Here is a 22,857-nt window from a genome sequence, read left to right as displayed (position 1 = left end):
CTTTGCAAAATCTAGCTCGAAAGGGTATACCACAAGGTAGGCCCGTAGAGATATCTTGGCTTGTGGTTGGAGATGCTTATGTCCTTTGTCCCTTTACATATTCACAGTGACTACAGTCTACTCGATGGGGCAAGTCAGCTACCAGAGTTGGTGGATCAAGCGATCGCACTGGGGATGAAAGCGATCGCCCTTACTGATCATGGCGTCATGTATGGCGCGGTTGAATTGATCAAAATCTGCCGTAGTCAAAATATTAAGCCGATAATCGGCAATGAAATGTATGTCATTAACGGCGATATCGAGAAACAAGAACGCCGTCCGAAATATCATCAAGTTGTTTTAGCTAAAAATACCAAAGGTTACAAAAATTTAGTTAAATTAACCACAATTTCTCACCTCAAAGGTGTTCAAGGCAAAGGAATTTTTTCTCGTCCTTGTATTAATAAAGATTTATTAAAAGAATATCATGAAGGCTTGATTGTCACCAGTGCTTGCTTGGGTGGAGAAATTCCCCAAGCGATTCTTAGTAATAGACCAGATGCAGCCCGAAAAGTTGCTCAGTGGTATAAAGATGTATTTGGTGATGATTATTATCTAGAAATTCAAGACCACGGCTCCCAAGAAGACCGAATTGTTAATGTTGAAATAGTCAAAATTGCGCGGGAGCTAGGTATTAAAATTGTTGCTACTAATGATTCGCATTTTATTTCTTGTTTTGACGTTGAAGCCCACGACGCTTTGCTATGTATTCAAACTGGCAAGCTAATTATTGAAGATAAGCGGATGCGTTATAGCGGCACAGAGTATCTCAAATCTGGTGAGGAGATGCAGCAGCTATTTCGTGACCATTTACCAGATGATGTGATTGCAGAAGCTGTAGCCACTACTGAAGAAGTCGCCGATAAAGTCGAGCCTTACCATATTATGGGTGAGCCTCAGATTCCTACACCACCAATTCCCTCTGGTCATACTGCTGACACTTACGCCGAAGATGTTGCATGGCTCGGACTTTTAGAACGGTTAAATCGCAAATCTCGCCAGGAAGTCGATTCCGTCTATAAAGAGAGATTGGAATACGAACTGAAAATGATTCAGCAGATGGGTTTTTCCAAATACTTTTTAGTTGTATGGGACTACATCAAATTTGCTAGAGATAATAACATTCCTGTGGGGCCAGGTCGGGGTTCTGCGGCTGGTTCATTAGTTGCCTATGCGATGCGAATTACTAATATTGACCCTGTACATCATGGGTTACTATTTGAACGTTTTTTGAACCCGGAACGGAAATCGATGCCAGACATTGATACGGATTTCTGTATTGAACAACGGGATAAAGTTATTGAATATGTAACTGATAAATATGGTGCAGATAGAGTTGCCCAAATTATTACTTTTAACCGCCTAACTTCTAAAGCCGTTTTGAAAGATGTCGCCAGAGTATTGAATATTCCCTACGGTGAAGCTGACAAAATGGCGAAATTAATTCCTGTGGTGCGGGGGAAACCAACGAAACTCAAGGTGATGATTTCTAATGAAACCCCAGAACCAGAGTTTAAAGAGAAATATGATAAAGAACCGCATGTTCGCCATTGGCTTGATATGGCGATGCGAATTGAAGGAACTAATAAAACATTTGGTGTTCATGCCGCAGGTGTGGTAATTTCTGCCGATCCACTTGATGAAATTGTCCCACTACAGAAGAATAATGACGGTTCTGTAATTACCCAATATTTCATGGAAGACCTGGAATCAATGGGTTTATTGAAAATGGATTTTCTGGGTTTGCGGAACCTGACGCTGATTCAAAAGACCGTTGATTTGATTCAAGAAACTAGAGGATATCGGCTTGATCCTGATGAAATTCCGCGCCAGGAAAGAAAAGCCCAGAAGATATTAGCTAAAGGTGAGCATAGCAGTTTACCTAAAGATGTACAAAAAACTTATGAATTATTAGAAGCAGGTGAGTTAGAAGGGGTATTTCAATTAGAATCTTCTGGGATGCGTCAGATTGTGCGAGATTTGAAGCCTTCTAATATAGAAGATATTTCTTCAATTTTGGCACTTTATCGACCGGGGCCATTAGATGCGGGACTGATTCCTAAATTTATTAAGCGCAAACATGGTCAAGAACAAATTGATTATCAACACCAAATTCTAGAAACAATATTAGACGAAACTTATGGAATTATGGTCTATCAAGAGCAAATCATGAAAATTGCTCAGGATATGGCTGGATATTCTTTAGGACAAGCAGACTTGCTGCGCCGGGCGATGGGTAAAAAGAAAGTTTCGGAGATGCAAAAGCAGCGAGAAAAATTCGTAGATGGTGCGGCGAAAAATGGTGTTCATAAAAAAGTTGCGGATGAATTATTTGAGCAAATGTTGAAGTTTGCTGAATATTGTTTAAGTTATGATACGGAAATATTGACAGTAGAATATGGATTACTGCCGATTGGAAAAATTGTAGAAAAACGCATTGAATGTACTGTGTACAGCGTTGATAATAATGGAAATATTTACACGCAACCTGTGCTACAGTGGCACGATCGCGGACAACAAGAAGTGTTTGAGTATTGTTTGGAAGATGGGTCATTGATTCGGGCAACAAAAGATCATAAATTTATGACTGTTGATGGTCAAATGTTGCCAATTGATGAAATATTTGAACGGGAATTGGATTTGATGCGGGTAGAGGGTTTACCAAATTGAGAGGAGGGGCATTGGGCATTGGGTATTGGGCATTGGGCAGAGGAGATAATATTCCTAACTCCTAACTCCTGTACAGACGCGATTAATCGCGTCTGTACTCCTAACTCCTAACTCAGCACTCAATTGTGGCGATCACTTAAGCTGGTTGATGACAAACGGCTTCTATGCGATACCCGTCAGGATCAATTACAAAAGCAGCATAATAATTGGGGTGGTAATGTGGACGTAATCCAGGCTCGCCATTATCTTTAGCTCCCAAAGCGATCGCTTGTTGATAAAAAGCATCCACCGCAGGGCGATTATCAGCCGCAAATGCCAAATGAAACCCCTCGGATATCTCATGGGTAAACTCTCGGCGATTCCCAATCCAAAACATGGGGTAAGTACCGGCACTATAAGCAGCAATATCAGGCAAATTAAACAGGCGCTTGATGCCTAATGGCGCAAGCACAGCATCGTAGAAGGCTAGACTACGTTCTAAACTACTCACCCCAAACGATAGATGGTCAAACATAAGCTCTAATTTTTATAAACACTACTCACACTTACAATATTTTTTAACAAAAGGGCATCTAAACAGCGATCGCTTTAAAAAATGTAGGACTTACGCATTGACAAGATAAACAAGACGTGTAGTAAAACCAACAAGGAAAGTAAGACACGATGATCACTCTCTAATTGTTTTGTTTAATGTTAAGAACATGTGTTGATATGCGACAGCAATTAAGCAAAATGGCGATCTCCCACTCTTATTTTCTCATCCAAAAACTTTAGCTGCTGGTATATACAACTAATCTGCGGTAAATCCACATCTGCTGCTTGCGCTTTCCGTAATGGGTTCCCAAAAATTGCTTCTACTTCCAAAGGTCGCCTTTGGTCGTAGTCAATTTTCATACTGGTACGATAAGGCTTCATCTTCACAGTGTAATCCAGCATTGTTTGAATGAAGCTATCAGGAATGATGCGTCCGCAACTTTTGGAACCTGCTGCAACTTCATACATTAACTGTTCAACTAATTTGCGGGTGTGGACATAGGACATTAATTCATCTGTTCTAGCGTTGAGAATTACAGACAGTCCATTATAGGGAATATTCCACACCAATTTTTTCCATCGCCCTAGTAATAAGTCTTCAGCTAATTCTATTGAGATACCAGCATTAGTAAAGTCATCGGCAATTTGCCGCATTTTATCTGTAATCCCAGTAGGATTATAGCCAGAAGCATATCCTCCTAGAGTAATTTGTCCATAGTCGAGGTGGCGGATATGTCCTGCTCCGACTTTATTGGAACAGAGAAAACATAACCCACCAATAATGCTGACATTGCCAACTATTTTGGCAACTTCTTCTTCCACCGCCAGTCCATTTTGCAATACCAACACTACCCCATCATCCCTGACGACAGGCGGTAACATCTGCGGCAATAAATGGTTTTGTGTCGTCTTTAGCGCTACCACCACCACATCGCATTGTGGCATTTTTTCTACATCATTGTAGGCGTTGACTTGAGGAAGGGTGAAATCACCATCTTTTGACTCAATAACCAAACCAGATTTACTGACATATTCATAATCACTCTTCAGCAAAAAGTGGACATCTAAACCAGCTTTTTGCAGTTTTATACCATAAAAGCCACCTAATGCACCAGTTCCTAGAATGGCGTAACTACGCTTGGACATTTTGTTAACAAAGAAATTTTTCTATGATGATCATAAGGCAATACGTTGTATACATACAGCCAAAAACTTCTGGTATGGCATTAGGTAATGAACCGCGTTCATATAATTGTGACGGAGCTTTTTACCTGATCGGGCTTACTTCCTGGCTGATCAAAAACTCAAATTTTTCGCTCCTGTGATTTTATCAGGCAGGCTTGAAGTTGTCCACAAATTGGTTGCGTGGTAGAAATATCGTTTTCAGATGATGCCTTATATGTAGACGACCAAATGCCTGACGCAACTTTTGAGAGGGATTATACTTGAACACCCAACACTCTCGCCCTACTCGATCCATAAAAAGTGCCAAAGTTTCTAAAGAAATTTGGCGATCGCCGGGCAATGTTGGCAGTTATTAAATAGACAGTTATAAATCTTCATAACGACAGGAACCTACGTATGAGAAGTTTCCAAACTCGCGGCCCGATAAAACTTAAAATGTACTGTGCAAGTTTTGGGGCGATCAGGGACGAAAGCGGTAATAATAAGGCGTTAACGTTACTAAAGCTACTAGTAGCACCAACAACAACGCTAGGGATGAGACAAATCAGCGTCCATATCAACCTATTTATAAATTTAGAGTTGATAGAAGTACACCTTTGAAGTTGATTGACAAGTACATAGCGAGTACTAGCAAATAATATAGTTAAACCTAACCAAGCAAATATTAATAGCATCCAATTTGCTCGATGCAGATTGTAAACTACAAAACCAGCAGGAAACAGCGAAGCTATCTCCCAAACTAGCAGATTTAGATTAGTCCGAAGATAGTTTAGTATTTGTTCAATCAGCCAATAATGCACATAAACAATATTTAAACACTCAGGGTTTTGGATCAAATCACTCCTTATTTTGTGAATCATGTCGCCATAAAATAAAATATTACTTTGTAAAACAATATCTTGTTCTTTCCAAAAATATAAAGCTGATGTATCTTCTCTATAATAAGAATTAAAAGTCAGTCCATACTGTAACGTCGATTTTTTTTGTAATGATTTACTCCACAATAATTTGATAAAATTTACTATAAAAGTATTATTAAAAACATTAAAGTTTTTTTTAGCAATTACTAATTTATTGTATTGCACAGTATTCTTATTGAAGCAAATGTTATCGCTAAAGCAGTTGTAGTACCAAAGATAAGCTAGTAATTTTGGCGGAATGTACAGAGAGCAACCTATTCTTCGCGCTTGCTCAATTTGTTTTAAAACTGCATTATTTAGATAAAAAGTATACTGTGCTGGCTCAACCTTAATTTCAAGTTCAATAGGAGTGCTTTGAGGGATTTGCACAAAGAAAGAGAGTTGGACATCACTTTGATGATCTGTGTGTGTTTTATAAGCCTTCATTTGGGGATAATTTGTGCGAGCTTTTGTATAATACTAATCAGAAAATCTAGTGTTCCACGCCACTGTTTTTCTCCAGCAACTATCCCTTCATTATGTATTTTGAGCATTAAATCTCTATCCCCTTCAGGTAATTCAAATAGCTTTTTATGGTAACGGCTGATAATATCTCCATCTAACTGCATAACAGTTTGAGCATAAATAATATCAATATCTACGCTGGTAATATGACCACCATCAAGTGCAGCTTTAAGTTCAGACATTTTCCGCAGGGTACGAATAAATTTATTATTATTCAAAAGGTCTTCAATCTCTTGCCACCTTTGTCGCAATTTTTTTTGATCATTATCTTCTTGATCTGCAATAGGAGCTGGAGCAGGCAATATTGGTCGAGCTAGCTTTATGTATATCTGATCAGTTTGAACAATATTTGCTTTATGTTCCACTTCATATTTAAGACGATCTTGATATTGTATTATTCTGGGGTCTGGCTCACTACTTTCAGAACTTTGTTCAAGGAGAATGTAAAAATATTCTCTTTCTAATTGCGAAAATAGACTTGTATAACGCTTACGTAGCTCTTGAGCTTGAGTTTTTTCTGGTTCTGTTAAATTGTCTGGATTTGGAATTCCTTTGACATCAAAGTAGTCTTTGTCATTTATTGAATAAATTCCTTGATATGCTTGCCAAGCATTAAACTTTGCGCCAGTAATTTGCTCAACAACCATCGTGTTTACTTCTAAAGCTGTAATATCATCGACTAATACCTGTACAGACGAGACTAATTTCTCTAACAAATCTTTAGCTTGCTTTTGAATATCATTAGACATCGTGATAACTTTTTAAATTTAAGTAAAGAGAAAAGCAAAGTAGCCTACAGATAATGCTAAGTTGCTGTAGGTATTTTAGGATGACTGATAATAGATAACGTCTACTGTAGACGGGATAATGATTGTTGTGAAGTTTTACGAGATTTAATAATTTCTAGAAAAAATACATACAACTTCTGCAAACTTTCTATATTTTTTTGCATAATCTCCCGACTTTCTTTGATTTGACTTAGATGAAATTCGCGAAGTTCTGTATATGGACCACTACCAACAAACTGACTACTAACTTCATTGTTTATATCACCATCAATTAGATTGATTATGGTGTGCATTCGATTACCTGGTTTAGCAATTTGTTGCCCTTGTGATTGTTCCAATTGAGTAGAAGAATCTGGAACCCAAGTGGTTATTTCTAACTCTACAACTTCAACTATTGCTGTTTGAATAGCATCAATAACGTCATCAATATTGAATCCTTCTCCCTTAGTATTCAGCTTCTTAACTTTTCTTTTAAACTCACTACTTGGCTTGCTAAGTTGACTATTATTTTCCCCCTTTTCGCTAGCTTGACCATTACTTTCTATATTTTCGTTAACAGGAGTATTTACCATGACATGTTGGAGGTTAGAGATTTAAATATAAAAAAAAGACAATGTTAGGTTATGTCAAAACTTTTAAGGCTTTTACTTAAGAAAAGTAACTAAAGTCAAAACAACTTAATAATTTCAGAAAACTTTTCTAAAGAAAAGTAAAGTTATGATTTCCCAAAGCCAAATTTATCTTAGACAAAGGATTATACGATTTAAGATTTTGGAGCCATTGTATTGCAGTGAGTTCAGCACTGCGCTAGGGGTTCCCCCCGTTGTCCAAAGTGGCGTGATTCTGAAAGAATTATTTAATTAGCTTTTGGGCGCTTTGTTCTAATCAGTATAAATTAGCTCCTACTTATAGACATAGAAACCTAAGGTATATCTCAGAGGAAATATAATACGAGTATAAAGTAATACATTGCTATTGAATCAATTTATTTTAGTCAACCTGTTTTCTATTTGACCTAGCAAAGTGTAGACGCGCAAGTGCTGACCGACTTTTCCTATGCCACTATGTATACAATGATGTGACTATGCTGAGAAAGACAAGAAAAATATGTTGTTATCTCGTCAAACTTTCGCTACACCTTTAGTAGCTTGTGTATGTATATTAGGAGTTAGCTTACTTCAATTTGCCCAACTACAAAAACTGCTAATTAGCAAACAAACTGCCTCCTTAGAAACTCTAAATAAAGACATTAAAACAGAAAATCTACGTCTCAAGTTTCTCAAAAAAATGCCTAGTTTTGGTTATGATAATTTCATTGCAGATTTGGTCTATCTCGATTTTTTACAGTACTTCGGAGATGATGAAGTTCGGGATAAAACAGGTTATAGCTTAAGTCCAGAATATTTTGAAGTCATTCTAGAACGTGATCCGCGATTTTTGGCAGCGTATCAGAGTCTTTTTGTCAGTACTTCATTGTATGCTGCTATGCCAGAACGCGCGATCGCACTATCACAGAAAGGCTTAAAATCACTGTCTCCCTCAGTTCCCGAAAAGTCTTATTACGTGTGGCGTTATAAAGGAATTGATGAGTTATTATTTTTAGGAAATGCTCAAGCTGCTCAACAGTCTTTTGTAACTGCGGCAAACTGGGCTAGTAAATTTTCAGATGCTGAGAGTCAGCTTGTAGCTAATACTTCCAAAAAAACTGCTGAATTTCTGAGTCATAATCCTAACAGTAAATATGCTCAGATTGCTACCTGGTCAATGGTTTTAAATAATCAAGTTGATCAGAGAACTCGAAAACGAGCAATTAGGGAAATTGAAGCTTTGGGAGGAAAAGTAATTACAACTCCTGAAGGTACTAATAAAATTATATTGCCACCAAAGGATTAGATTTATATTCATAGCGTTCTGCTGCAAAAAAAAGAAAGTTTTATGAAATTGCGCTCTTCTCAAATGCTTGAGAAATGAATATAATTATGCCCAAGATTTTCAGGATAAATACTCATGTCAATACAATTAGGAGAATCTGACTTTCAAATATTAAAGTGTTTTCCTGTTATGTCCCAATTGCGACCTCACCTTGAGCAAGCTAAGTTTGTAGAACAAGTTCGATATCAAATGAAAGAAGGATATCAACTTGCATTCTTGGAAGTAGAGGAGCAAGCCGTAGCAGTGGCTGGATTTCGCATTTATACGTGTTTATCATCAGGAAAGTTTTTATATATTGATGACTTAGTTGTTGATGAGTTAAAGCGGTCACATAGCTATGGGAAACAGTTATTTCAGTGGTTAATTGAATATGCAAGAAATCATGGCTGTAAACACCTGAGTCTTGATTCTGGTGTTCAGCGATTTGCAGCTCACAGGTTTTATCTCATGCAGCGCATGAGCATTACAAGTCATCACTTTGGAATAGAATTGTAGCGAGAAGCAATCTGGTTGTGAAAAATGATATTTTTTGGTATAGCGGCAAATTAATTGAGTCCCGAATTTTAGAATTAGACATTAACGATCCGGGGTTACTTTATGGGGCGACTGTTTTTACAACGTTGCGGATTTATCAGAACTCGCTAGATAGTAATTTAACTAATTGGGAAGCACACTGCGATCGCCTACTTTTCTCAGTACAATCTTTTGGTTGGCAGCAACCAGACTGGAATCGTGTGCGTCAAGGCGCCGAAATTCTCCAGGCACACTTTCCCCTTCTCAGAATTACCCTTTTTCCCGATGGCCGGGAGTGGATAACTGGCAGATTATTACCAGAGGAATTGACAGAAAAACAAAAAACTGGTATAGTATGCGCCGTTGCTAGATCAGAATTTTATCGCTCTCTCCCGTCTCATAAAACCGGAAACTATTTGAGTGCTTGGTTGGCAAAAACTAGCTTAGATGCTCAAGAAGCAATATTAGTCGATGCTGTAGGAAATTGGCTAGAAACCAGCACAGGCAACCTTTGGGGATGGTACGATCGCAGTTGGTGGACGCCGCCAATAAAGGCAGGAATTTTGCCAGGAATTGTGCGATCGCAACTTGTAAACTGGTTGCAAAACCACCAGCAGTCGGTGCGAGAAGAAACTTGGAGCCGGGAGTTAGTCCAGAGATTTGAAGCGATCGCCTACACTAATAGTGTGGTAGAGATAATTCCCATTCATACCGTTCATCAGCCTTCAGAGTCGCTAGAATATAATCCCTACCATCCTAGTTTTCAGCAAATAAGGGAGCTTTTTATAGCATGATCGCTACGCCACCTTGTTACACTTAAGATAAGTTAACATAATTCTTAATAATCACCTCTCCGAACAGAGACGCTAGGCGATGGTGCAAAGCGCACGCTGAGAGCTAACGGCCGAAAAATACACGAGGATAGACCTTAGTGAATAAAAGATGGAGAAATGCAGGGCTGTACGCGCTGCTGTTTATTGTCGTCATTGCGCTGGGAACAGCATTTTTTGACAAACAACCCCAGAGCAGAGAGATATGGCGATACAGTCGCTTTATTCAAGAAGTTCAACAAGGCAGAGTAGAAAAAGTCAGTTTGAGTGCAGATCGCTCTACAGCAGTGGTTACAGCCAAATATGACGGAAATAAACGGGTTGTGACCTTAGTCAACGATCCAGACCTGATCAATACTCTGACTTCAAAAGGCGTTGATATTTCTGTTTTGCCCCAAACCGATGAAGGATTTTGGTTTAAGGCACTGAGCAGCTTATTTTTTCCTGTATTGCTTTTGGTTGGCTTATTCTTCTTGCTACGTCGCGCTCAAAGTGGCCCAGGTAGCCAAGCGATGAACTTTGGCAAATCCAAAGCCAGAGTCCAAATGGAACCACAAACTCAGGTGACATTTGGCGATGTTGCTGGTATTGACCAAGCCAAGTTGGAATTAAACGAAGTCGTAGACTTTCTGAAAAACGCCGATCGCTTTACCGCAGTTGGTGCAAAAATTCCTAAAGGTGTGCTGTTAGTTGGCCCTCCTGGTACAGGTAAAACCCTCCTGGCTCGTGCCGTAGCAGGCGAAGCAGGTGTACCCTTCTTCTCAATTTCCGGTTCGGAATTTGTGGAAATGTTCGTAGGTGTGGGTGCATCCCGCGTCCGCGATTTATTTGAACAAGCTAAGACCAATGCTCCTTGTATCGTCTTCATCGATGAAATTGACGCCGTAGGTCGTCAACGGGGTGCAGGTTTAGGTGGTGGTAACGATGAGCGGGAACAAACCCTCAACCAGTTGCTCACAGAAATGGACGGCTTTGAAGGCAACACTGGTATCATTATTATTGCCGCTACTAACCGTCCTGATGTCCTAGATGCAGCACTGTTGCGTCCTGGTCGCTTTGACCGTCAAGTTGTGGTAGACCGTCCCGACTATGCCGGACGCAGCGAAATCTTGAAGGTTCATGCCCGTGGTAAGACCTTGGCGAAAGATGTGGACTTGGATAAAATTGCCCGTCGTACCCCTGGATTTACTGGCGCAGATTTATCTAACCTGCTGAATGAAGCCGCAATTCTGGCAGCACGCCGGAATTTGACTGAGATTTCGATGGATGAAATCAATGACGCGATTGATCGCGTATTAGCTGGCCCAGAGAAGAAAGACCGGGTAATGAGCGAAAAGCGCAAAACCTTGGTGGCATATCACGAAGCTGGTCACGCCTTAGTTGGTGCTTTGATGCCAGACTACGATCCTGTGCAGAAAATTAGCATCATCCCTCGCGGTCGCGCAGGTGGTTTAACTTGGTTTACCCCCAGCGAAGACCGGATGGACACTGGTTTGTACAGCCGCGCTTATCTGGAAAATCAGATGGCAGTGGCTTTAGGTGGTCGGATTGCTGAAGAATTAATCTTTGGTGAAGAAGAAGTTACTACTGGTGCTTCCAACGACTTACAACAGGTAGCACGGGTTGCCCGTCAGATGATCACCCGATTTGGCATGAGCGATCGCTTAGGCCCAGTCGCCCTCGGTCGTCAGCAAGGTAACATGTTCCTTGGACGGGATATCATGTCAGAGCGTGATTTCTCTGAAGAAACCGCCGCCGCCATTGATGAAGAAGTCCGCAAACTTGTGGATGTAGCCTATACACGCGCTAAAGAAGTATTGGTGCGTAACCGCCACATTTTAGATCAGATAGCGCAAATGTTGGTTGATAAAGAAACGGTAGACGCCGAAGAATTGCAAGAAATTCTATCGAATAACGATGTGACAACCGCAGCGTTTGCCTAATTTAATCAGAAGTGATGAGTTAAAAACAATTCCTAACTCCTAACTTTTAAAATTCGGGGTAATTCTGGGATTTTCCAAAGTTACCCCAATTTTTTTTAATTCCTTAGTCAAAAGCCCGGCCATGAAGACCGGGCTTTTAATCCGCAATGGGGTTATATTCCCCGAAGGTTAGTTATAGAGTTTCAGTATAAATCCGTAGTCTGATATAGACTACCACTTGAGCATAATCAATTCCGGAAAATTAGAAAAATTTTTCTATAGCAGTTCTCATTTGCATGAAGTACATTTTTCAACCTCACCCCCACCCCTCTCCTTGCTAATACGTAGTTTATAATCTTACTCGCCGTCGCAAGCCACACTTAGAAGTCTAGAAATTGATCAATAACGAGTATCAATTGCTGTCAGGAAATCCTGTTTGGCTACCAGAGGTAGGTTTGGGAATTAGCATAGAACGAGGAACATATCACGCGAGAGTGGCTGTACTGGTATAACGAGCAAGAACGACGTTTACTAACGCCGGAAGAACGTGCCCAAATACTGGCACAAAGATTGCGCGAACTCGCTATAGATCCTGATTCTCTCCCGTAAAAACTAGAAATCAGGGTAATTCTGCGATTTTACAGAATTACTCCGATTGTTTTGAATGCAAAAGAATCGATGCATTCTGTGGCGCACCCCTTATGGCGATCAAAAGTGTTCTCCTTTAGATAACTTTCCGAATCTTGACATAACTAACGTGCACAGTGACTCGATACTCAACCAGTCGCCGATCTTAAACTCGTGATGTCGGTTTCAAAAATAGCCACGCCACAAAGAACGTAGCCGCTGTGAATAGTTGCGTCAAATCCAAAGCAGATAAATAGCCATCCGCAAATGAAGCAATACTGCGATCGGTAATACCAAATACCCAGAATGACAGTCCAAACAGCCAAATCCCAGTCTTGAGATTTCCGACGAATTCCTTAGAGTCTGATGGTTTTTGGTCGTTCATGATCTTCTGCTTTGTTGATGAAAAATTTGGTGATTGATGAGAAATACCTGCCATTGGGAATTTTTTCAGACTCCTGACGCTGAATTTACATTTATCTATAAATAATATTAATAAATATTTCAGTCACTTGACTTCATTAACCAAAGGTACATCTGATAATCTTGACATTCCCCTTTGGTTGTGTCACCTCTGATAGACGGTAATGCATTGAGTTCTCAGGATTACAGCGTCGCGTTTGAATGCTGAGATTACATTATCTTTAAATAACTATATAAATATTTATTTATATCAATTATAAAATACTCCATAGGATAGATGCGTTTCAGAAAATGCCTCATAATTAAATTATGTGGATACGTCGTAGTGGCACACAGCTGTGCGCCACTGCGCTATGAGCTAGATTTCTGGGTCAACCAAACGGGTAGTGGGACGACTCTGATACAAATCTTGAACTACTTGCCCAGCAGAAACTACAGCTACAAGGGCAATGATTGCAATAGGTAACAAACCTTTGCCAAAGATGGCGATCGCTAGCAGCACAACTGCACCCCCAAGTCGATACTGGGAACGGATTTTGCAATAACGGATTACCCCAAATCTGTGCAGAATGCTAACAGCTAGCGAACATAGTGCCACTGAACCACAGATCAGCCATCGCTGGGAATCGGGTAGTGCTAAAGTTGGCTTACTCAACAAGATTTGTTCTACGCCAACTCCAGCAGCAGCAAACCCAATCACTAGCGGTAAATGGGTGTAGAGCCAGAGATTAACAACACCAACTTTTCCATGTGTTCGCGCCATCTTAATAGGTGTGCCACCCAGGTTATCAAAATAGACCCACCACCAGCTAAAAGCGATAATTAGACCAAACACCGCAGAAATCACGGTTAAAGTATCCCATTTCTGCTCAGAAACACCATTGACCACCGCAATCACTGCTTCGCCCAAGACAATAATGGTAAACAGCCCGAAACGTTCCGGTAAGTGGGAGGCGTGGGGGAGTAACCCTAGTTGAAACTTGCGTGCTATTAAGGGTGTAGCAAAGTCAATAATGATTCCCAGTGCCCAAAGTCCAAATCGCCAAGGAATGAGTACCAATGCTGATATTAACCAAAGTAAGGCTGCGATCGCAAAACCGATAGCGTAGCGAGTAGTCAAAGGACGCGCTGAAGGGATATGTCTTCCAGCACGGACGTACTCTATTACAAGCACAGCCCGACCGAGAGCATAGGAAATGGCAAAACCAGGCGAACTCTCACCCAAACCGTGGTGGATATTAATAGCCATTGCTGCTGCTGTCAGCATTTGTATACCAATCAGCAGCCGATGTCCCACATCATCGCTATCAAAGCGGTTGGCATAGAATGTAGTGCCAATCCATGACCACCAAACTGGTATAAATAGAACTACAAACCCAAATAATCCTGATAGAGAGATATCCTCGTTGAGATTGTGGGCGAGTTGAGAAACTGCAACTACAAAAACCAAATCATAAAACAGTTCCAGCCAAGTGGCGCGTCGTTCTTCTCCGGTATCTTCACTAATGCGTAACCTTGGCGGTTGGAGAAAATTTGCCATAGTGCTAATTGCTAATTGCGAATCGCTAATTGTTTTTTATCATTAGCTGTCATCAATTAGCGAGTGCTTAGACGTTTGTACGTAAATTGTTAAAAAACTTGTACATTAACTAATTATTTGTCAATTTCACAAAGTATTGTCACAGGATTCCAAATAGCTAAAACCTTGACATAGCAAAGATTAGAAGTACAGTTAGGGTTTGTTTGTCATTTGCGCGTTAGTGAAGCAGCTCCGAAGGAGCTATGATTTAAGCTCTACTGGGTTAGGTAAAGCCGCAGGACTTGGGGGTGCAATGCCTTCTCTAGGAGAGATTAGACATCTCCGAAATATTAATTATGCGTTCACTCAAACCCTTGTAGAGACGCGAAATTTCGCGTCTCTACATTCTTTTCTGGAGATGTCTATTTGTCTGCGACACACTGTTCGCGTTCGCCAACGGCGGACTTCGCCTACGCCCGATGGGAAAAGTTTCAGTTGAATCCGCCTGCTTATCAGAAGCATTTAACTCAATACGCTGGGGTTAAAGCCAAAAACCTTAACCTATAATTATCCTTAACCCAAGCGTATTGGCATTTAACTACCACATTCAAAAGCACAATGAGGAAAGTTACACTCTATATTGCAGCTAGTTTAGATGGCTACATTGCTCACAGTGATCGCAAAATTGATTGGCTATCAATCCTTAACATAGAAGGAGAAGACTACGGTTATACTGCTTTCTACGAATCGATTGATGCTATGGTCTTGGGCAGCAATACATATGAAGTAGGGCTTAGTTTCGATGAGTGGCCTTATCCAGAAAAAAAATCCTTCGTTTTTACCCAGCGCCAACTCAAATCTGACCGCGAGAACGTTGTGTTTGTTTCAGACACAGTAAAACAGGCCTTAGCAAATATAGAGGCTCAAGGTTTTGAAAACATCTGGCTAGTTGGTGGGGGAGCATTAATCAATTCGTTTCTTCAGCACAGCTTGATTGACGAATATATTATTTCAACTATTCCAATTATTTTAGGTAGCGGTATACACCTTTTCCCACCGCCTAGCCCTGAAGAAAAATTGGAGCTGATTAACTCAAAACAATATCCTAGTGGTTTACTCCAAGCACATTATAGGCGAAAAGTAAAGGTTTAAAAATGTATAATTGTGCTTCAAGTAGTGAGAAGTCCGAGGATCGGCTTTTGAGGCTCGGAACTTCGGGGAATTTAAACTTCACCTGAAACGTTACTGCCGTTATTAGGCATCGGGTATAAACCCTTTTTAATTATGAATTACGAATTAGGTTGAAACAACCTCAAGAAGCTTCTGAACAGCGTTGCTGAAGTCCTCGTAAGCAGAAACTCCGACGATAGTTTCTGCTAAATCACCATCTTTGAAAATTAAAACCGCTGGAATACTGCGAAGACCGAATTTTTTGAAAATCGGCTTGTTGCTGTCAACGTCTACCTTAACGACTTTGGCACGACCTTTGTATTCCTGGGCGAGTTGCTCCATTAACGGACTGATCAGGCGACAGGGGCCACACCAAGTAGCAGTAAAATCTACAACAACGACTTTTTCTTCACTTTCAGTTAAAACAGCATCAAATTCGCTTTCTTGAACGTAAGCAACTATGTCAGTATCAGTAGACATTTTTTAATTCCTTAGTGTCAAACTAAAATTGCAGCAAAAAGCTAACTATACAAACTATACTCCCTTCTGCCTGTCAGATTTACCAGTTACCGACATTGGCAAACCCCTGCAACTGAGTTTTGCTGAGTAGCGTGGATTTAATAACCTATAACTTTCTTACGTAGGGTGCGATCGCGATCGCACCCTACCAACCGACCTAATTCAAAAATCTTACACCTTCAAAGCGTAGAAGCGTCAATAGTCTCTTGATCAAATAGTTCTAACAACCCAATTGTGCCTACAAAAAAAGTATAAGTAGCATATTTTATTGGCATCTTTTTTCTGGAAGGTGCATAAAAAGCTGCTATAATGCTTTCGATAAAATGGCTTGTCATAGCAAAACGCTCAATCCAAAAAATTGGATTAAGGCTGCTTGGTACATTACTATTAGTTATTACTGCATAAATATTCCACGATTCCAATGCAATTGCGCTTGTTATAAGTATTGTAGATATAATTTTTATAAAGGTAAAAATGTTTTTCTTTATAAACTTTAAGTTCATCCTGTTCACCAAAAAATTGTTTAACATATTTACAATACTTGTGAAGTAACAGACAAATTTATGTGTATTATCTAAAATTTCGCCTAAGTCAACCAATCTTATATCATGATTTGCATTTTTGTAAAAGTCTGTAAAAATATAAACATGGTGTATTAAGCCAATATTCTCAAACTATTGAGAATGAATGTGTGAAAAAAACTATGCAGTTTTCTTGTTTGAGGATTTATCGTTAAAAATCCGCTCCTTATAGGGATTGAGAAAAATAGTATTGAGTGTCCGATTTAATACCTCAAAAACTCCAAAAAACAGAAACTAAACTACTTATGCAATAAGAAACGCCATCTCCGTAAAGACTACGAGTAATGAACATTAAATCACCAGATATTTAAAAAATCAGAGAAGTGTGGAATAATACGTAGGTGGTAAATTTAATTGCACTTTAGAGATTAATAAGAAATATAAAGCTATGATTGCTCAACATTACAATTCAATTCATGTTGAAAACAACTTGCTTAAACAAATCAAAATTAAAGAAAATCAGCTAAAAATTGCTCAAGAATCTAATATGCTCTATGTAGCAGAAGCCTTACACAATGAATTATTAAAGTTACAGTCTCAATTATCAGACACGCAAGACGTTGAAATTCAAGCGTTGATGAGTTTGCTAGACGATTAAGATTGTAAATTTGTGTTGCAAAGTTTATTCAAAACACAAAAGCTCTGCTAACAGGAAGCAGAGACATAGTGATTGTGATGCCTGGGGGTGTGGTTTAGGTAAACGTTTTTTAACAGTCGATTCCTTGGGATTAGTACTGAGAGTTTTGGTTACTGCTACCAGTATGGGTGAGCATGTTCGTGTCAGCGTATTTATATTTTGGGTAAAGCCAAGGACTGGTCGGCGTTGCACCAACAGAGAAAACGATGAAAGTCGGGACATTTTATGACGAGAATTGTCCTAGCAAATCGCTCTCAAATCAAACTGAAATTACGGAAGTACTTAGGTTTAACCACTGGAGGACGAAGGGAGAAATCCGCCAAAACCTCCATTAGGATGCTTATGGAGAGTCAGATTGGCAATCAATCTTACCCAAATTCCTAGCCAAGGAAATGCCCAAATCTTCAGCGGTTGAATAGGATGCGGGTCATATAGAGGCTTGTAACTGAGTGAGAGCTTGGCTTTTTGCCAAGTGTTTAATATATAAGTCAAATCGCTGGCAAATTTGCGATCGCATTGGCGAACAACAATCACATTATTAATACGTTGTTCAGTGAAAAAATTTACACTAGGAAAATCTGTAATAAAAACTACAGAACGATTGTCAAATAAATTTTCTGGAACAATGCGAAAAGCTAAAGAATTACCTTGACGATTAGCATCTAGCAAGAAGGCGGGGGGTGCATTCTCGGGCAAATCGAGTTGGTGCAAGCTATCACAGCCCTGTACCAATGTTGCCAAAATGGATTCTACATCTACTCTCGTCAATTCTTTCGTTGCTTCTAAAGATAAATTTCGTTCCTGAACAAATGCAGTTGGCAAAGGGCAAGAATTAAATAAAGGTACGGGTCGATATCCTTTTTTAGCTAATGCTAATCCGAGAAATACGGAATCCACTCCAGCTAAATCAACTACAATCGCCTTACCTTGCCGAACAGGTGGAACCCAGTTCAAATCTGGCGTTGGTAATTGGGTAATTATTGGCAATCTTCTGGGCAAGTGGGCAAACAATACTGGCTTTACCCAAGGTGACCAAATGCTATTTGCGGGAGACCAAAGGTCAAAAACAGTTGATTCATCCATCTTGAATTAGTACGGCAATATCAATAGCGGCAAAATTAATTAGTGGCTTGGGAGCAATGCGCCCATAAATACCAGCAGCTTTGCCGTTAACCGTATATACTCCGATGCAAGGATACATAATTCCTAGAGGTGTTGTCAGGGGTAAGGTTTGGAAACAATGTTGAGCAATCCACTTGTTAGGGTAGAGTAAAATATTACAAATTGTCGGGATGTAATTGGTGCGATCGCTCATACCGAGCATAGTCACTGTATCCCCAGTGTTACAAAAAGCTGATTTGAATAGCCAATGGCGATTTGTAACCAAATTGACACGGCGGGGGTCATGAGTCTTAGCTAGCAAAGATTTCCAAGTATCCAGGGGCGAATTAATCTGGTTCCAAACGAGAGGAAAGCGCTTACTTTCAACAAGCAACATAGACCCAGGATTACATATAGGAGTTTGACTACTGTGAAAAAAGTATGACCAATTGCAATCTAGAGGTAACTTAGTTAACCATTCACCTTGATAGAAGCGCATTACTGCATCTAGAGAACCACGATACCACTCACTGTTGAGATGAGCAAAACCATTGTGCCAAACTATTTGCTGAGGAGTTGCTAAGTAAGCATTACATCCTCGCTGACGCAGGAGTTCAGCTAAGTAAGCAGTAATTTGCTGATCTTCCATATACCCAGCAGCAGACAGTAAAGCAATATGTCTTTTTGGTGGTATTGTCTGTGTCAAAGCATCAACAAGTTTATTCGCGGGGTTACCTGCCAATGTTGCACCAGGAAACTGTTGCACCATCAATTTTGAGAAATTTGAAGCTTCGGTATAACCTCCGGGAACATCATAATTTGCTTCGGAAATCCGCCAACCATCAGATGTGGGATGAAAGTCAAATCGCACAACACGGGCTGCTGCTGGTGACGGTTGTGCGGATTTTTCGGAAAGTATTTTGACAATTTGACGAGGTAAACCCAATTGCTGAATCAGTTCGGGACGTTGCAATATTTGTAATTCAGCAGCATTTGCTTCAGATGTAAGTTTTTCAGCAAGTGTTGCTAATTGCTGCCAAACCAGCGTTGGTAGGATTAAGGCAAAGGGAGCCAGGGTACTAACATTACCGATTTGGGCATCCCACTTAAAGCATTTAAGTGCCAAGTGTCTGCGAATCTGAGTAAATGTTTTTTTATCTAGTTGAGGTGAACATTGCCATTGTTCAAAGTAGCAATTGAGATCCAATTTAGTGCCAACCGTAGGTTATAACTCGTAATTATGCTGGGCTGATTGTACAGCACCATTAATGTAAGAGCGTCATTTGTGATGGGATGTGCAGATGCATAGATCCTTGTGTCGGCTTCCATTCAACTGAGTTCCCCAGCAAGTAGGAATCTATCTTTAGGTTGCTGCCAACTGTTAGTCTTTGAATGTTCATTATCAGTCCTCCTTTAATTGGATTTTTTGGTCACTGAGCTTGACGAATACACGGTATCTTAATGCTGCTCAACGACTTGTTTGATTATAGGACTAATATTTGGTAGTTCTGCGATTGCCGCTTCTAGATACTGACTTATCATTGTTCGCTATTGGACAGATTTCTCCTTCCGTATTATCTCGCAATCTTTTTCAGAAATCAAATATGATTCCTATAGCTGTTCCTTCTCTCTTTTTAAGTAGATGGAAAAAGTGGTTTATTCGACACACTACTTTCAATTTTCAGACTCTTAAAATATACGGAGTTTTTTCAAAAACAAAATATGATTACTCTAGAAAAATGATAATTATTATTTAGATAAAATATTAGGGTTTTGCTGGATCTGTGGTCTTTTTATCTGCGGCACTAAATCAATCTTAAGAACAGGTTTAATTGAGCGCAGTTGCCTTTGCCTAAGAATTTGAATTTCTCTCTCAATTGAATCTTTTCCTTGCCTAAAAAAGTCTTGAGAATTAAATGGAACCAAGTCACGGGATAAATGTTGAGCTTGTACTGGAGTCAAACTAGAGAAGGATTGTTCAGCATTGGCAGAACTCTGTACAGCCAGCAAAAAAGCTGTTGAAACCAGCAAGGGTTTTATTTTTATACATCCAGTGAATATCAGGTTAAACATGATTGATACATATGTTGGGTGAATGCTGCTTCAAACCATCTTGTGTTGGTCTGATTATAATCAAAGTACACTTATTGGCTTGCTAATTACCTCCCACAAATGGGTGAATTAATCAGCTAAACTATCTTACAAATATCCGTAACTGACTGATCTCATCCAAGGTGCTAAGGAGGAAACAGCCCTCTATCAACACGCACCGATAACTGTGCTTGTGAGTGTAAATTGCATAGAGATGTGAAGGCAGCAGCGAATATTCTCAATCGCGGCATCGCTAGGATGGGGCAGATCCAAAGTAATACAAATGGACTAGCAACCTCTACTCTGAAAAAGCGAAAGCCTGGTTCAGCAACTAGCTAGGATGAAATTAGAATCCCCTCTTGCTAGAGAAGAGAGTCTCAAACAAGAGCTAACGTAAACTTACACTTTTTAAGGAACTGGTTAAAAAATTAGCCGTCTAGAATGAAGAGTCATTGGGTAAACAGGGCACTTGTACTGAGCATCTCGACTTCTCTACGAGACGCTCTTGCGTTCGCTCGATGGAGCCGTAGTCGTAAAGCCTGCGGCATAGCTACGCTTAGGGCGCAGCCTAAGAAGAGAAGTATTGGGCATTAGTCATTTGTTCCCTCTTGCCCCCCTGTTCCTCTGCTCCCGTATGCTTACCCTTTTCATTCGGGGGTTACGTGGTTAACAATGGGTTGAATGTTTTTTAAATGATTCAACCTTATGACTAGAACTGCAAATGAATATGCCGTATACCTCCTACTCGAAAGCGGTCACCGGGAAGAAGTACGTTTTCCTACTATTCAAGAGTTTCAGAAGTGGTATAGCGGCGAACTTGTGCCAAAGTCTGCTTCTAATGACTTTATTAGCGTGCCGATTAAAAATATTCAAGGGGAGTATATGGTAGTAAGACCCGCTCGGATCGTGGCAATCCGCGTAGAACCCATTTTTAGTTCCAGTGTTGAAAGATTCAACTAAATGATGAGAAAAACCCTTGCTTTGCTTTCCTTAAGTTTGGGAATTGCCGTTGTAAACCCTCTCTGGTCGGCCGTTGCTCAGGTTCCTAACTACTTGCCGTTGCCAATACCGACTACTCCTGATCTCCCACCTCTGCCAATACCAACTACTCCTGAGGTAACGCCACCGCTAAAACCAATCGCTATCGGAACTGATTGTACGCTCCGGCAGACTTGCCTGGGTTGGGATGACCAAATTTGGGGTAAAACAGGTAAAACAGGCGATCGCAACGCGCTGTTGGCTTCCATTGATAACAGTTTGCTTTACCTAACAAAGAATGACGCGATCGCAGCATATCAAAATTATCCAGTTAAGGAAATTACCCTTGATCGCGTCCGCCGGAGTTTGATACGTTTCCGCGAACTGGTTGTCAGTTGTATGTCAGCAGCGCAACTACAAGCTGCTGTTCGTCGTGAGTTTGTCTTCTACCAGTCCGTGGGCAACGATGGCAAGGGTACTGTTAAGTTCACTGCTTACTACGAACCTGTTTACACCGCTAGCCGTGTCAGGACTTCAATATATAAGTATCCTCTTTACCGACTACCACCTGATTTCAGCCAATGGCGTAAACCTCACCCAAAACGAATTGATTTGGAAGGGAAGGATGGTTTACAAGGAAATAAGGGCAAGTTGCGCGGTTTAGAACTGCTTTGGTTTCGCGATCGCTTTGACGCATACATGGTACATATCCAAGGTTCTGCCCAAATTAACTTAACTAATGGCAAAACAACGTCAGTTGGCTATGCAGGTGGAACTGATTACCCTTGGACTAGTATCGGCAAAGAACTAGCCAGAGATGGCAAACTTTCACTAGATGGATTGACACTGCCACGGATGACTGCTTACTTCCGGCGACGGCCGCAGGAGTTGAGCAATTATCTGCCACGCTGGAAACGATTTATTTTCTTTCAAGAAACTGGTGGTACCGCAGCTACAGGCAGTATTCATGTGCCAGTGACAGCAGAACGTTCCATTGCTACAGATAAGTCTCTCATGCCACCAGGAGCGCTAGCGCTGATTTACAATTCATTTCCCTATCCTGCTGCTCGTGGCAAACTAGAAAATCGTACCGTCAGCCGCTTTGTGCTTGACCAGGATACAGGAAGCGCCATCAAAGGCCCAGGACGGGTAGATTATTTCATGGGATCTGGTAAACTAGCAGGCGATCGCGCTGGCATCTCAGGCGGCAATGGTTCACTATATTATTTGCTGCTCAAAGAATAAAGTTAGAAGTTAGGAGTTAGGAGTTAAGAGTTAAGAGTTAAGAGTACAGACGCGATTAATCGCGTCTGTACAGGAGTTAGGAGTTATTAATTCAAAACTCATCATTCATCACTCCTCACTCCTCACTTT

General features: G+C 40.4%; 23 protein-coding genes and 1 pseudogene. 11 read left to right on the top strand and 13 right to left on the bottom strand.

Annotation, left to right across the window (positions count from 1 at the left end; genetic code table 11):
* The first annotated feature begins 78 nt into the window (after nt 1–78).
* On the top strand, nt 79–2,709 hold the full coding sequence (locus V7K85_RS09735; protein ID WP_334813096.1) for a DNA polymerase III subunit alpha: 2,631 nt from the start codon (nt 79–81) through the stop codon (nt 2,707–2,709).
* A 136-nt stretch (nt 2,710–2,845) separates the two neighbouring features.
* Here the strand turns inward: V7K85_RS09735 and V7K85_RS09730 are convergent, their stop codons facing one another.
* The 5 genes from V7K85_RS09730 to V7K85_RS09710 form a co-directional block, all read right to left on the bottom strand.
* Complete coding sequence (locus V7K85_RS09730) at nt 2,846–3,223, bottom strand: VOC family protein (RefSeq protein ID WP_334813094.1); 378 nt, start codon at nt 3,221–3,223, stop codon at nt 2,846–2,848.
* A 209-nt stretch (nt 3,224–3,432) separates the two neighbouring features.
* On the bottom strand, nt 3,433–4,389 hold the full coding sequence (locus V7K85_RS09725; RefSeq protein ID WP_334813092.1) for a putative 2-dehydropantoate 2-reductase: 957 nt from the start codon (nt 4,387–4,389) through the stop codon (nt 3,433–3,435).
* A gap of 413 nt (nt 4,390–4,802) precedes the next feature.
* Entirely contained in the window at nt 4,803–5,774 is a 972-nt protein-coding gene (locus V7K85_RS09720; protein WP_334813090.1) for a hypothetical protein, read from the bottom strand.
* Complete coding sequence (locus V7K85_RS09715) at nt 5,771–6,601, bottom strand: hypothetical protein (protein ID WP_334813088.1); 831 nt, start codon at nt 6,599–6,601, stop codon at nt 5,771–5,773. Before V7K85_RS09715 ends, V7K85_RS09720 begins: the two co-directional genes overlap by 4 nt.
* A 101-nt stretch (nt 6,602–6,702) precedes the next feature.
* Complete coding sequence (locus V7K85_RS09710) at nt 6,703–7,212, bottom strand: hypothetical protein (protein ID WP_334813086.1); 510 nt, start codon at nt 7,210–7,212, stop codon at nt 6,703–6,705.
* 535 nt (nt 7,213–7,747) lie between these two features.
* Between V7K85_RS09710 and V7K85_RS09705 the strand changes: the two genes are divergently transcribed.
* The 5 genes and pseudogenes from V7K85_RS09705 to V7K85_RS09685 form a co-directional block, all read left to right on the top strand.
* Nucleotides 7,748–8,533: a hypothetical protein gene (locus tag V7K85_RS09705; protein ID WP_334813084.1), complete on the top strand. Its 786-nt coding sequence runs from the start codon at nt 7,748–7,750 to the stop codon at nt 8,531–8,533.
* Nucleotides 8,534–8,647: 114 nt separating this feature from the next.
* Nucleotides 8,648–9,067: a GNAT family N-acetyltransferase gene (locus V7K85_RS09700; RefSeq protein WP_334813082.1), complete on the top strand. Its 420-nt coding sequence runs from the start codon at nt 8,648–8,650 to the stop codon at nt 9,065–9,067.
* Between the two features lie 17 nt (nt 9,068–9,084).
* Nucleotides 9,085–9,879: an aminotransferase class IV gene (locus tag V7K85_RS09695; protein WP_334813080.1), complete on the top strand. Its 795-nt coding sequence runs from the start codon at nt 9,085–9,087 to the stop codon at nt 9,877–9,879.
* Nucleotides 9,880–10,016: 137 nt separating this feature from the next.
* A complete protein-coding gene (gene ftsH3 / locus V7K85_RS09690; protein ID WP_334813078.1) occupies nt 10,017–11,858 on the top strand; it encodes an ATP-dependent zinc metalloprotease FtsH3 in 1,842 nt (613 codons plus the stop codon).
* A 320-nt stretch (nt 11,859–12,178) separates the two neighbouring features.
* Nucleotides 12,179–12,446: pseudogene (locus V7K85_RS09685) on the top strand (hypothetical protein); the annotation flags it as partial.
* Between the two features lie 184 nt (nt 12,447–12,630).
* On the opposite strand, the gene V7K85_RS09680 reads toward V7K85_RS09685, so the two are convergent.
* Entirely contained in the window at nt 12,631–12,849 is a 219-nt protein-coding gene (locus tag V7K85_RS09680) for a hypothetical protein (protein ID WP_334813076.1), read from the bottom strand.
* A gap of 396 nt (nt 12,850–13,245) precedes the next feature.
* Nucleotides 13,246–14,427, bottom strand: a complete 1,182-nt coding sequence (locus V7K85_RS09675) for a low temperature requirement protein A (protein WP_334813075.1) — start codon at nt 14,425–14,427, stop codon at nt 13,246–13,248.
* 405 nt (nt 14,428–14,832) lie between these two features.
* Here V7K85_RS09675 and V7K85_RS09670 point away from each other — a divergent pair, with 405 nt between their 5' ends.
* A complete protein-coding gene (locus V7K85_RS09670) occupies nt 14,833–14,973 on the top strand; it encodes a hypothetical protein (RefSeq protein ID WP_334813073.1) in 141 nt (46 codons plus the stop codon).
* 51 nt (nt 14,974–15,024) lie between these two features.
* A complete protein-coding gene (locus V7K85_RS09665) occupies nt 15,025–15,558 on the top strand; it encodes a dihydrofolate reductase family protein (RefSeq protein ID WP_334813071.1) in 534 nt (177 codons plus the stop codon).
* Between the two features lie 144 nt (nt 15,559–15,702).
* On the opposite strand, the gene trxA is transcribed toward V7K85_RS09665, so the two are convergent.
* A complete protein-coding gene (gene trxA / locus V7K85_RS09660; protein ID WP_334813069.1) occupies nt 15,703–16,056 on the bottom strand; it encodes a thioredoxin in 354 nt (117 codons plus the stop codon).
* A 218-nt stretch (nt 16,057–16,274) separates the two neighbouring features.
* Nucleotides 16,275–16,598, bottom strand: a complete 324-nt coding sequence (locus tag V7K85_RS09655; protein WP_334813067.1) for a hypothetical protein — start codon at nt 16,596–16,598, stop codon at nt 16,275–16,277.
* Nucleotides 16,599–17,064: 466 nt separating this feature from the next.
* On the opposite strand from V7K85_RS09655, the gene V7K85_RS09650 reads away from it, so the two are divergent.
* Entirely contained in the window at nt 17,065–17,274 is a 210-nt protein-coding gene (locus tag V7K85_RS09650; protein ID WP_334813065.1) for a hypothetical protein, read from the top strand.
* A 327-nt stretch (nt 17,275–17,601) separates the two neighbouring features.
* Here the strand turns inward: V7K85_RS09650 and V7K85_RS09645 are convergent, their stop codons facing one another.
* The 4 genes from V7K85_RS09645 to V7K85_RS09630 all read right to left on the bottom strand — a co-directional run bounded on the left by V7K85_RS09645 (nt 17,602) and on the right by V7K85_RS09630 (nt 20,487).
* A complete protein-coding gene (locus V7K85_RS09645) occupies nt 17,602–18,396 on the bottom strand; it encodes a hypothetical protein (protein ID WP_334813063.1) in 795 nt (264 codons plus the stop codon).
* Nucleotides 18,389–19,540: a glutathionylspermidine synthase family protein gene (locus V7K85_RS09640; RefSeq protein WP_334813062.1), complete on the bottom strand. Its 1,152-nt coding sequence runs from the start codon at nt 19,538–19,540 to the stop codon at nt 18,389–18,391. Before V7K85_RS09640 ends, V7K85_RS09645 begins: the two co-directional genes overlap by 8 nt.
* Before the next feature lie 139 nt (nt 19,541–19,679).
* A complete protein-coding gene (locus V7K85_RS09635) occupies nt 19,680–19,814 on the bottom strand; it encodes a hypothetical protein (RefSeq protein WP_334813060.1) in 135 nt (44 codons plus the stop codon).
* Nucleotides 19,815–20,163: 349 nt separating this feature from the next.
* The gene (locus V7K85_RS09630; protein WP_334813058.1) at nt 20,164–20,487 is read right to left on the bottom strand and encodes a hypothetical protein; all 324 of its coding nucleotides are present in this window, start codon (nt 20,485–20,487) and stop codon (nt 20,164–20,166) included.
* Between the two features lie 723 nt (nt 20,488–21,210).
* On the opposite strand from V7K85_RS09630, the gene V7K85_RS09625 reads away from it, so the two are divergent.
* Both V7K85_RS09625 and mltA read left to right on the top strand, forming a co-directional pair.
* Nucleotides 21,211–21,465 (top strand): hypothetical protein, encoded by a 255-nt coding sequence (locus tag V7K85_RS09625; protein WP_334813056.1) that lies wholly within the window; start codon nt 21,211–21,213, stop codon nt 21,463–21,465.
* A 3-nt stretch (nt 21,466–21,468) separates the two neighbouring features.
* On the top strand, nt 21,469–22,728 hold the full coding sequence (mltA, locus tag V7K85_RS09620; RefSeq protein ID WP_334813514.1) for a murein transglycosylase A: 1,260 nt from the start codon (nt 21,469–21,471) through the stop codon (nt 22,726–22,728).
* Nucleotides 22,729–22,857: the final 129 nt, after the last annotated feature.

Origin of the sequence: Nostoc sp. (genome assembly GCF_036917615.1) — a bacterium.
Classification (GTDB): domain Bacteria; phylum Cyanobacteriota; class Cyanobacteriia; order Cyanobacteriales; family Nostocaceae; genus Nostoc.
This window is presented reverse-complemented; position numbering and strand designations above follow the sequence as displayed.

Coding starts and splice junctions, on each gene's coding strand:
- V7K85_RS09735 (WP_334813096.1), top strand. CDS start 79: ATGTCCTTTGTCCCTTTACATATTCACAGTGACTACAGTCTACTCGAT.
- V7K85_RS09730 (WP_334813094.1), bottom strand. CDS start 3,223: ATGTTTGACCATCTATCGTTTGGGGTGAGTAGTTTAGAACGTAGTCTA.
- V7K85_RS09725 (WP_334813092.1), bottom strand. CDS start 4,389: ATGTCCAAGCGTAGTTACGCCATTCTAGGAACTGGTGCATTAGGTGGC.
- V7K85_RS09720 (WP_334813090.1), bottom strand. CDS start 5,774: ATGAAGGCTTATAAAACACACACAGATCATCAAAGTGATGTCCAACTC.
- V7K85_RS09715 (WP_334813088.1), bottom strand. CDS start 6,601: ATGTCTAATGATATTCAAAAGCAAGCTAAAGATTTGTTAGAGAAATTA.
- V7K85_RS09710 (WP_334813086.1), bottom strand. CDS start 7,212: ATGGTAAATACTCCTGTTAACGAAAATATAGAAAGTAATGGTCAAGCT.
- V7K85_RS09705 (WP_334813084.1), top strand. CDS start 7,748: ATGTTGTTATCTCGTCAAACTTTCGCTACACCTTTAGTAGCTTGTGTA.
- V7K85_RS09700 (WP_334813082.1), top strand. CDS start 8,648: ATGTCAATACAATTAGGAGAATCTGACTTTCAAATATTAAAGTGTTTT.
- V7K85_RS09680 (WP_334813076.1), bottom strand. CDS start 12,849: ATGAACGACCAAAAACCATCAGACTCTAAGGAATTCGTCGGAAATCTC.
- V7K85_RS09675 (WP_334813075.1), bottom strand. CDS start 14,427: ATGGCAAATTTTCTCCAACCGCCAAGGTTACGCATTAGTGAAGATACC.
- V7K85_RS09665 (WP_334813071.1), top strand. CDS start 15,025: ATGAGGAAAGTTACACTCTATATTGCAGCTAGTTTAGATGGCTACATT.
- trxA (WP_334813069.1), bottom strand. CDS start 16,056: ATGTCTACTGATACTGACATAGTTGCTTACGTTCAAGAAAGCGAATTT.
- V7K85_RS09655 (WP_334813067.1), bottom strand. CDS start 16,598: ATGAACTTAAAGTTTATAAAGAAAAACATTTTTACCTTTATAAAAATT.
- V7K85_RS09650 (WP_334813065.1), top strand. CDS start 17,065: ATGATTGCTCAACATTACAATTCAATTCATGTTGAAAACAACTTGCTT.
- V7K85_RS09645 (WP_334813063.1), bottom strand. CDS start 18,396: ATGGATGAATCAACTGTTTTTGACCTTTGGTCTCCCGCAAATAGCATT.
- V7K85_RS09635 (WP_334813060.1), bottom strand. CDS start 19,814: ATGAACATTCAAAGACTAACAGTTGGCAGCAACCTAAAGATAGATTCC.
- V7K85_RS09630 (WP_334813058.1), bottom strand. CDS start 20,487: ATGTTTAACCTGATATTCACTGGATGTATAAAAATAAAACCCTTGCTG.
- V7K85_RS09625 (WP_334813056.1), top strand. CDS start 21,211: ATGACTAGAACTGCAAATGAATATGCCGTATACCTCCTACTCGAAAGC.
- mltA (WP_334813514.1), top strand. CDS start 21,469: ATGAGAAAAACCCTTGCTTTGCTTTCCTTAAGTTTGGGAATTGCCGTT.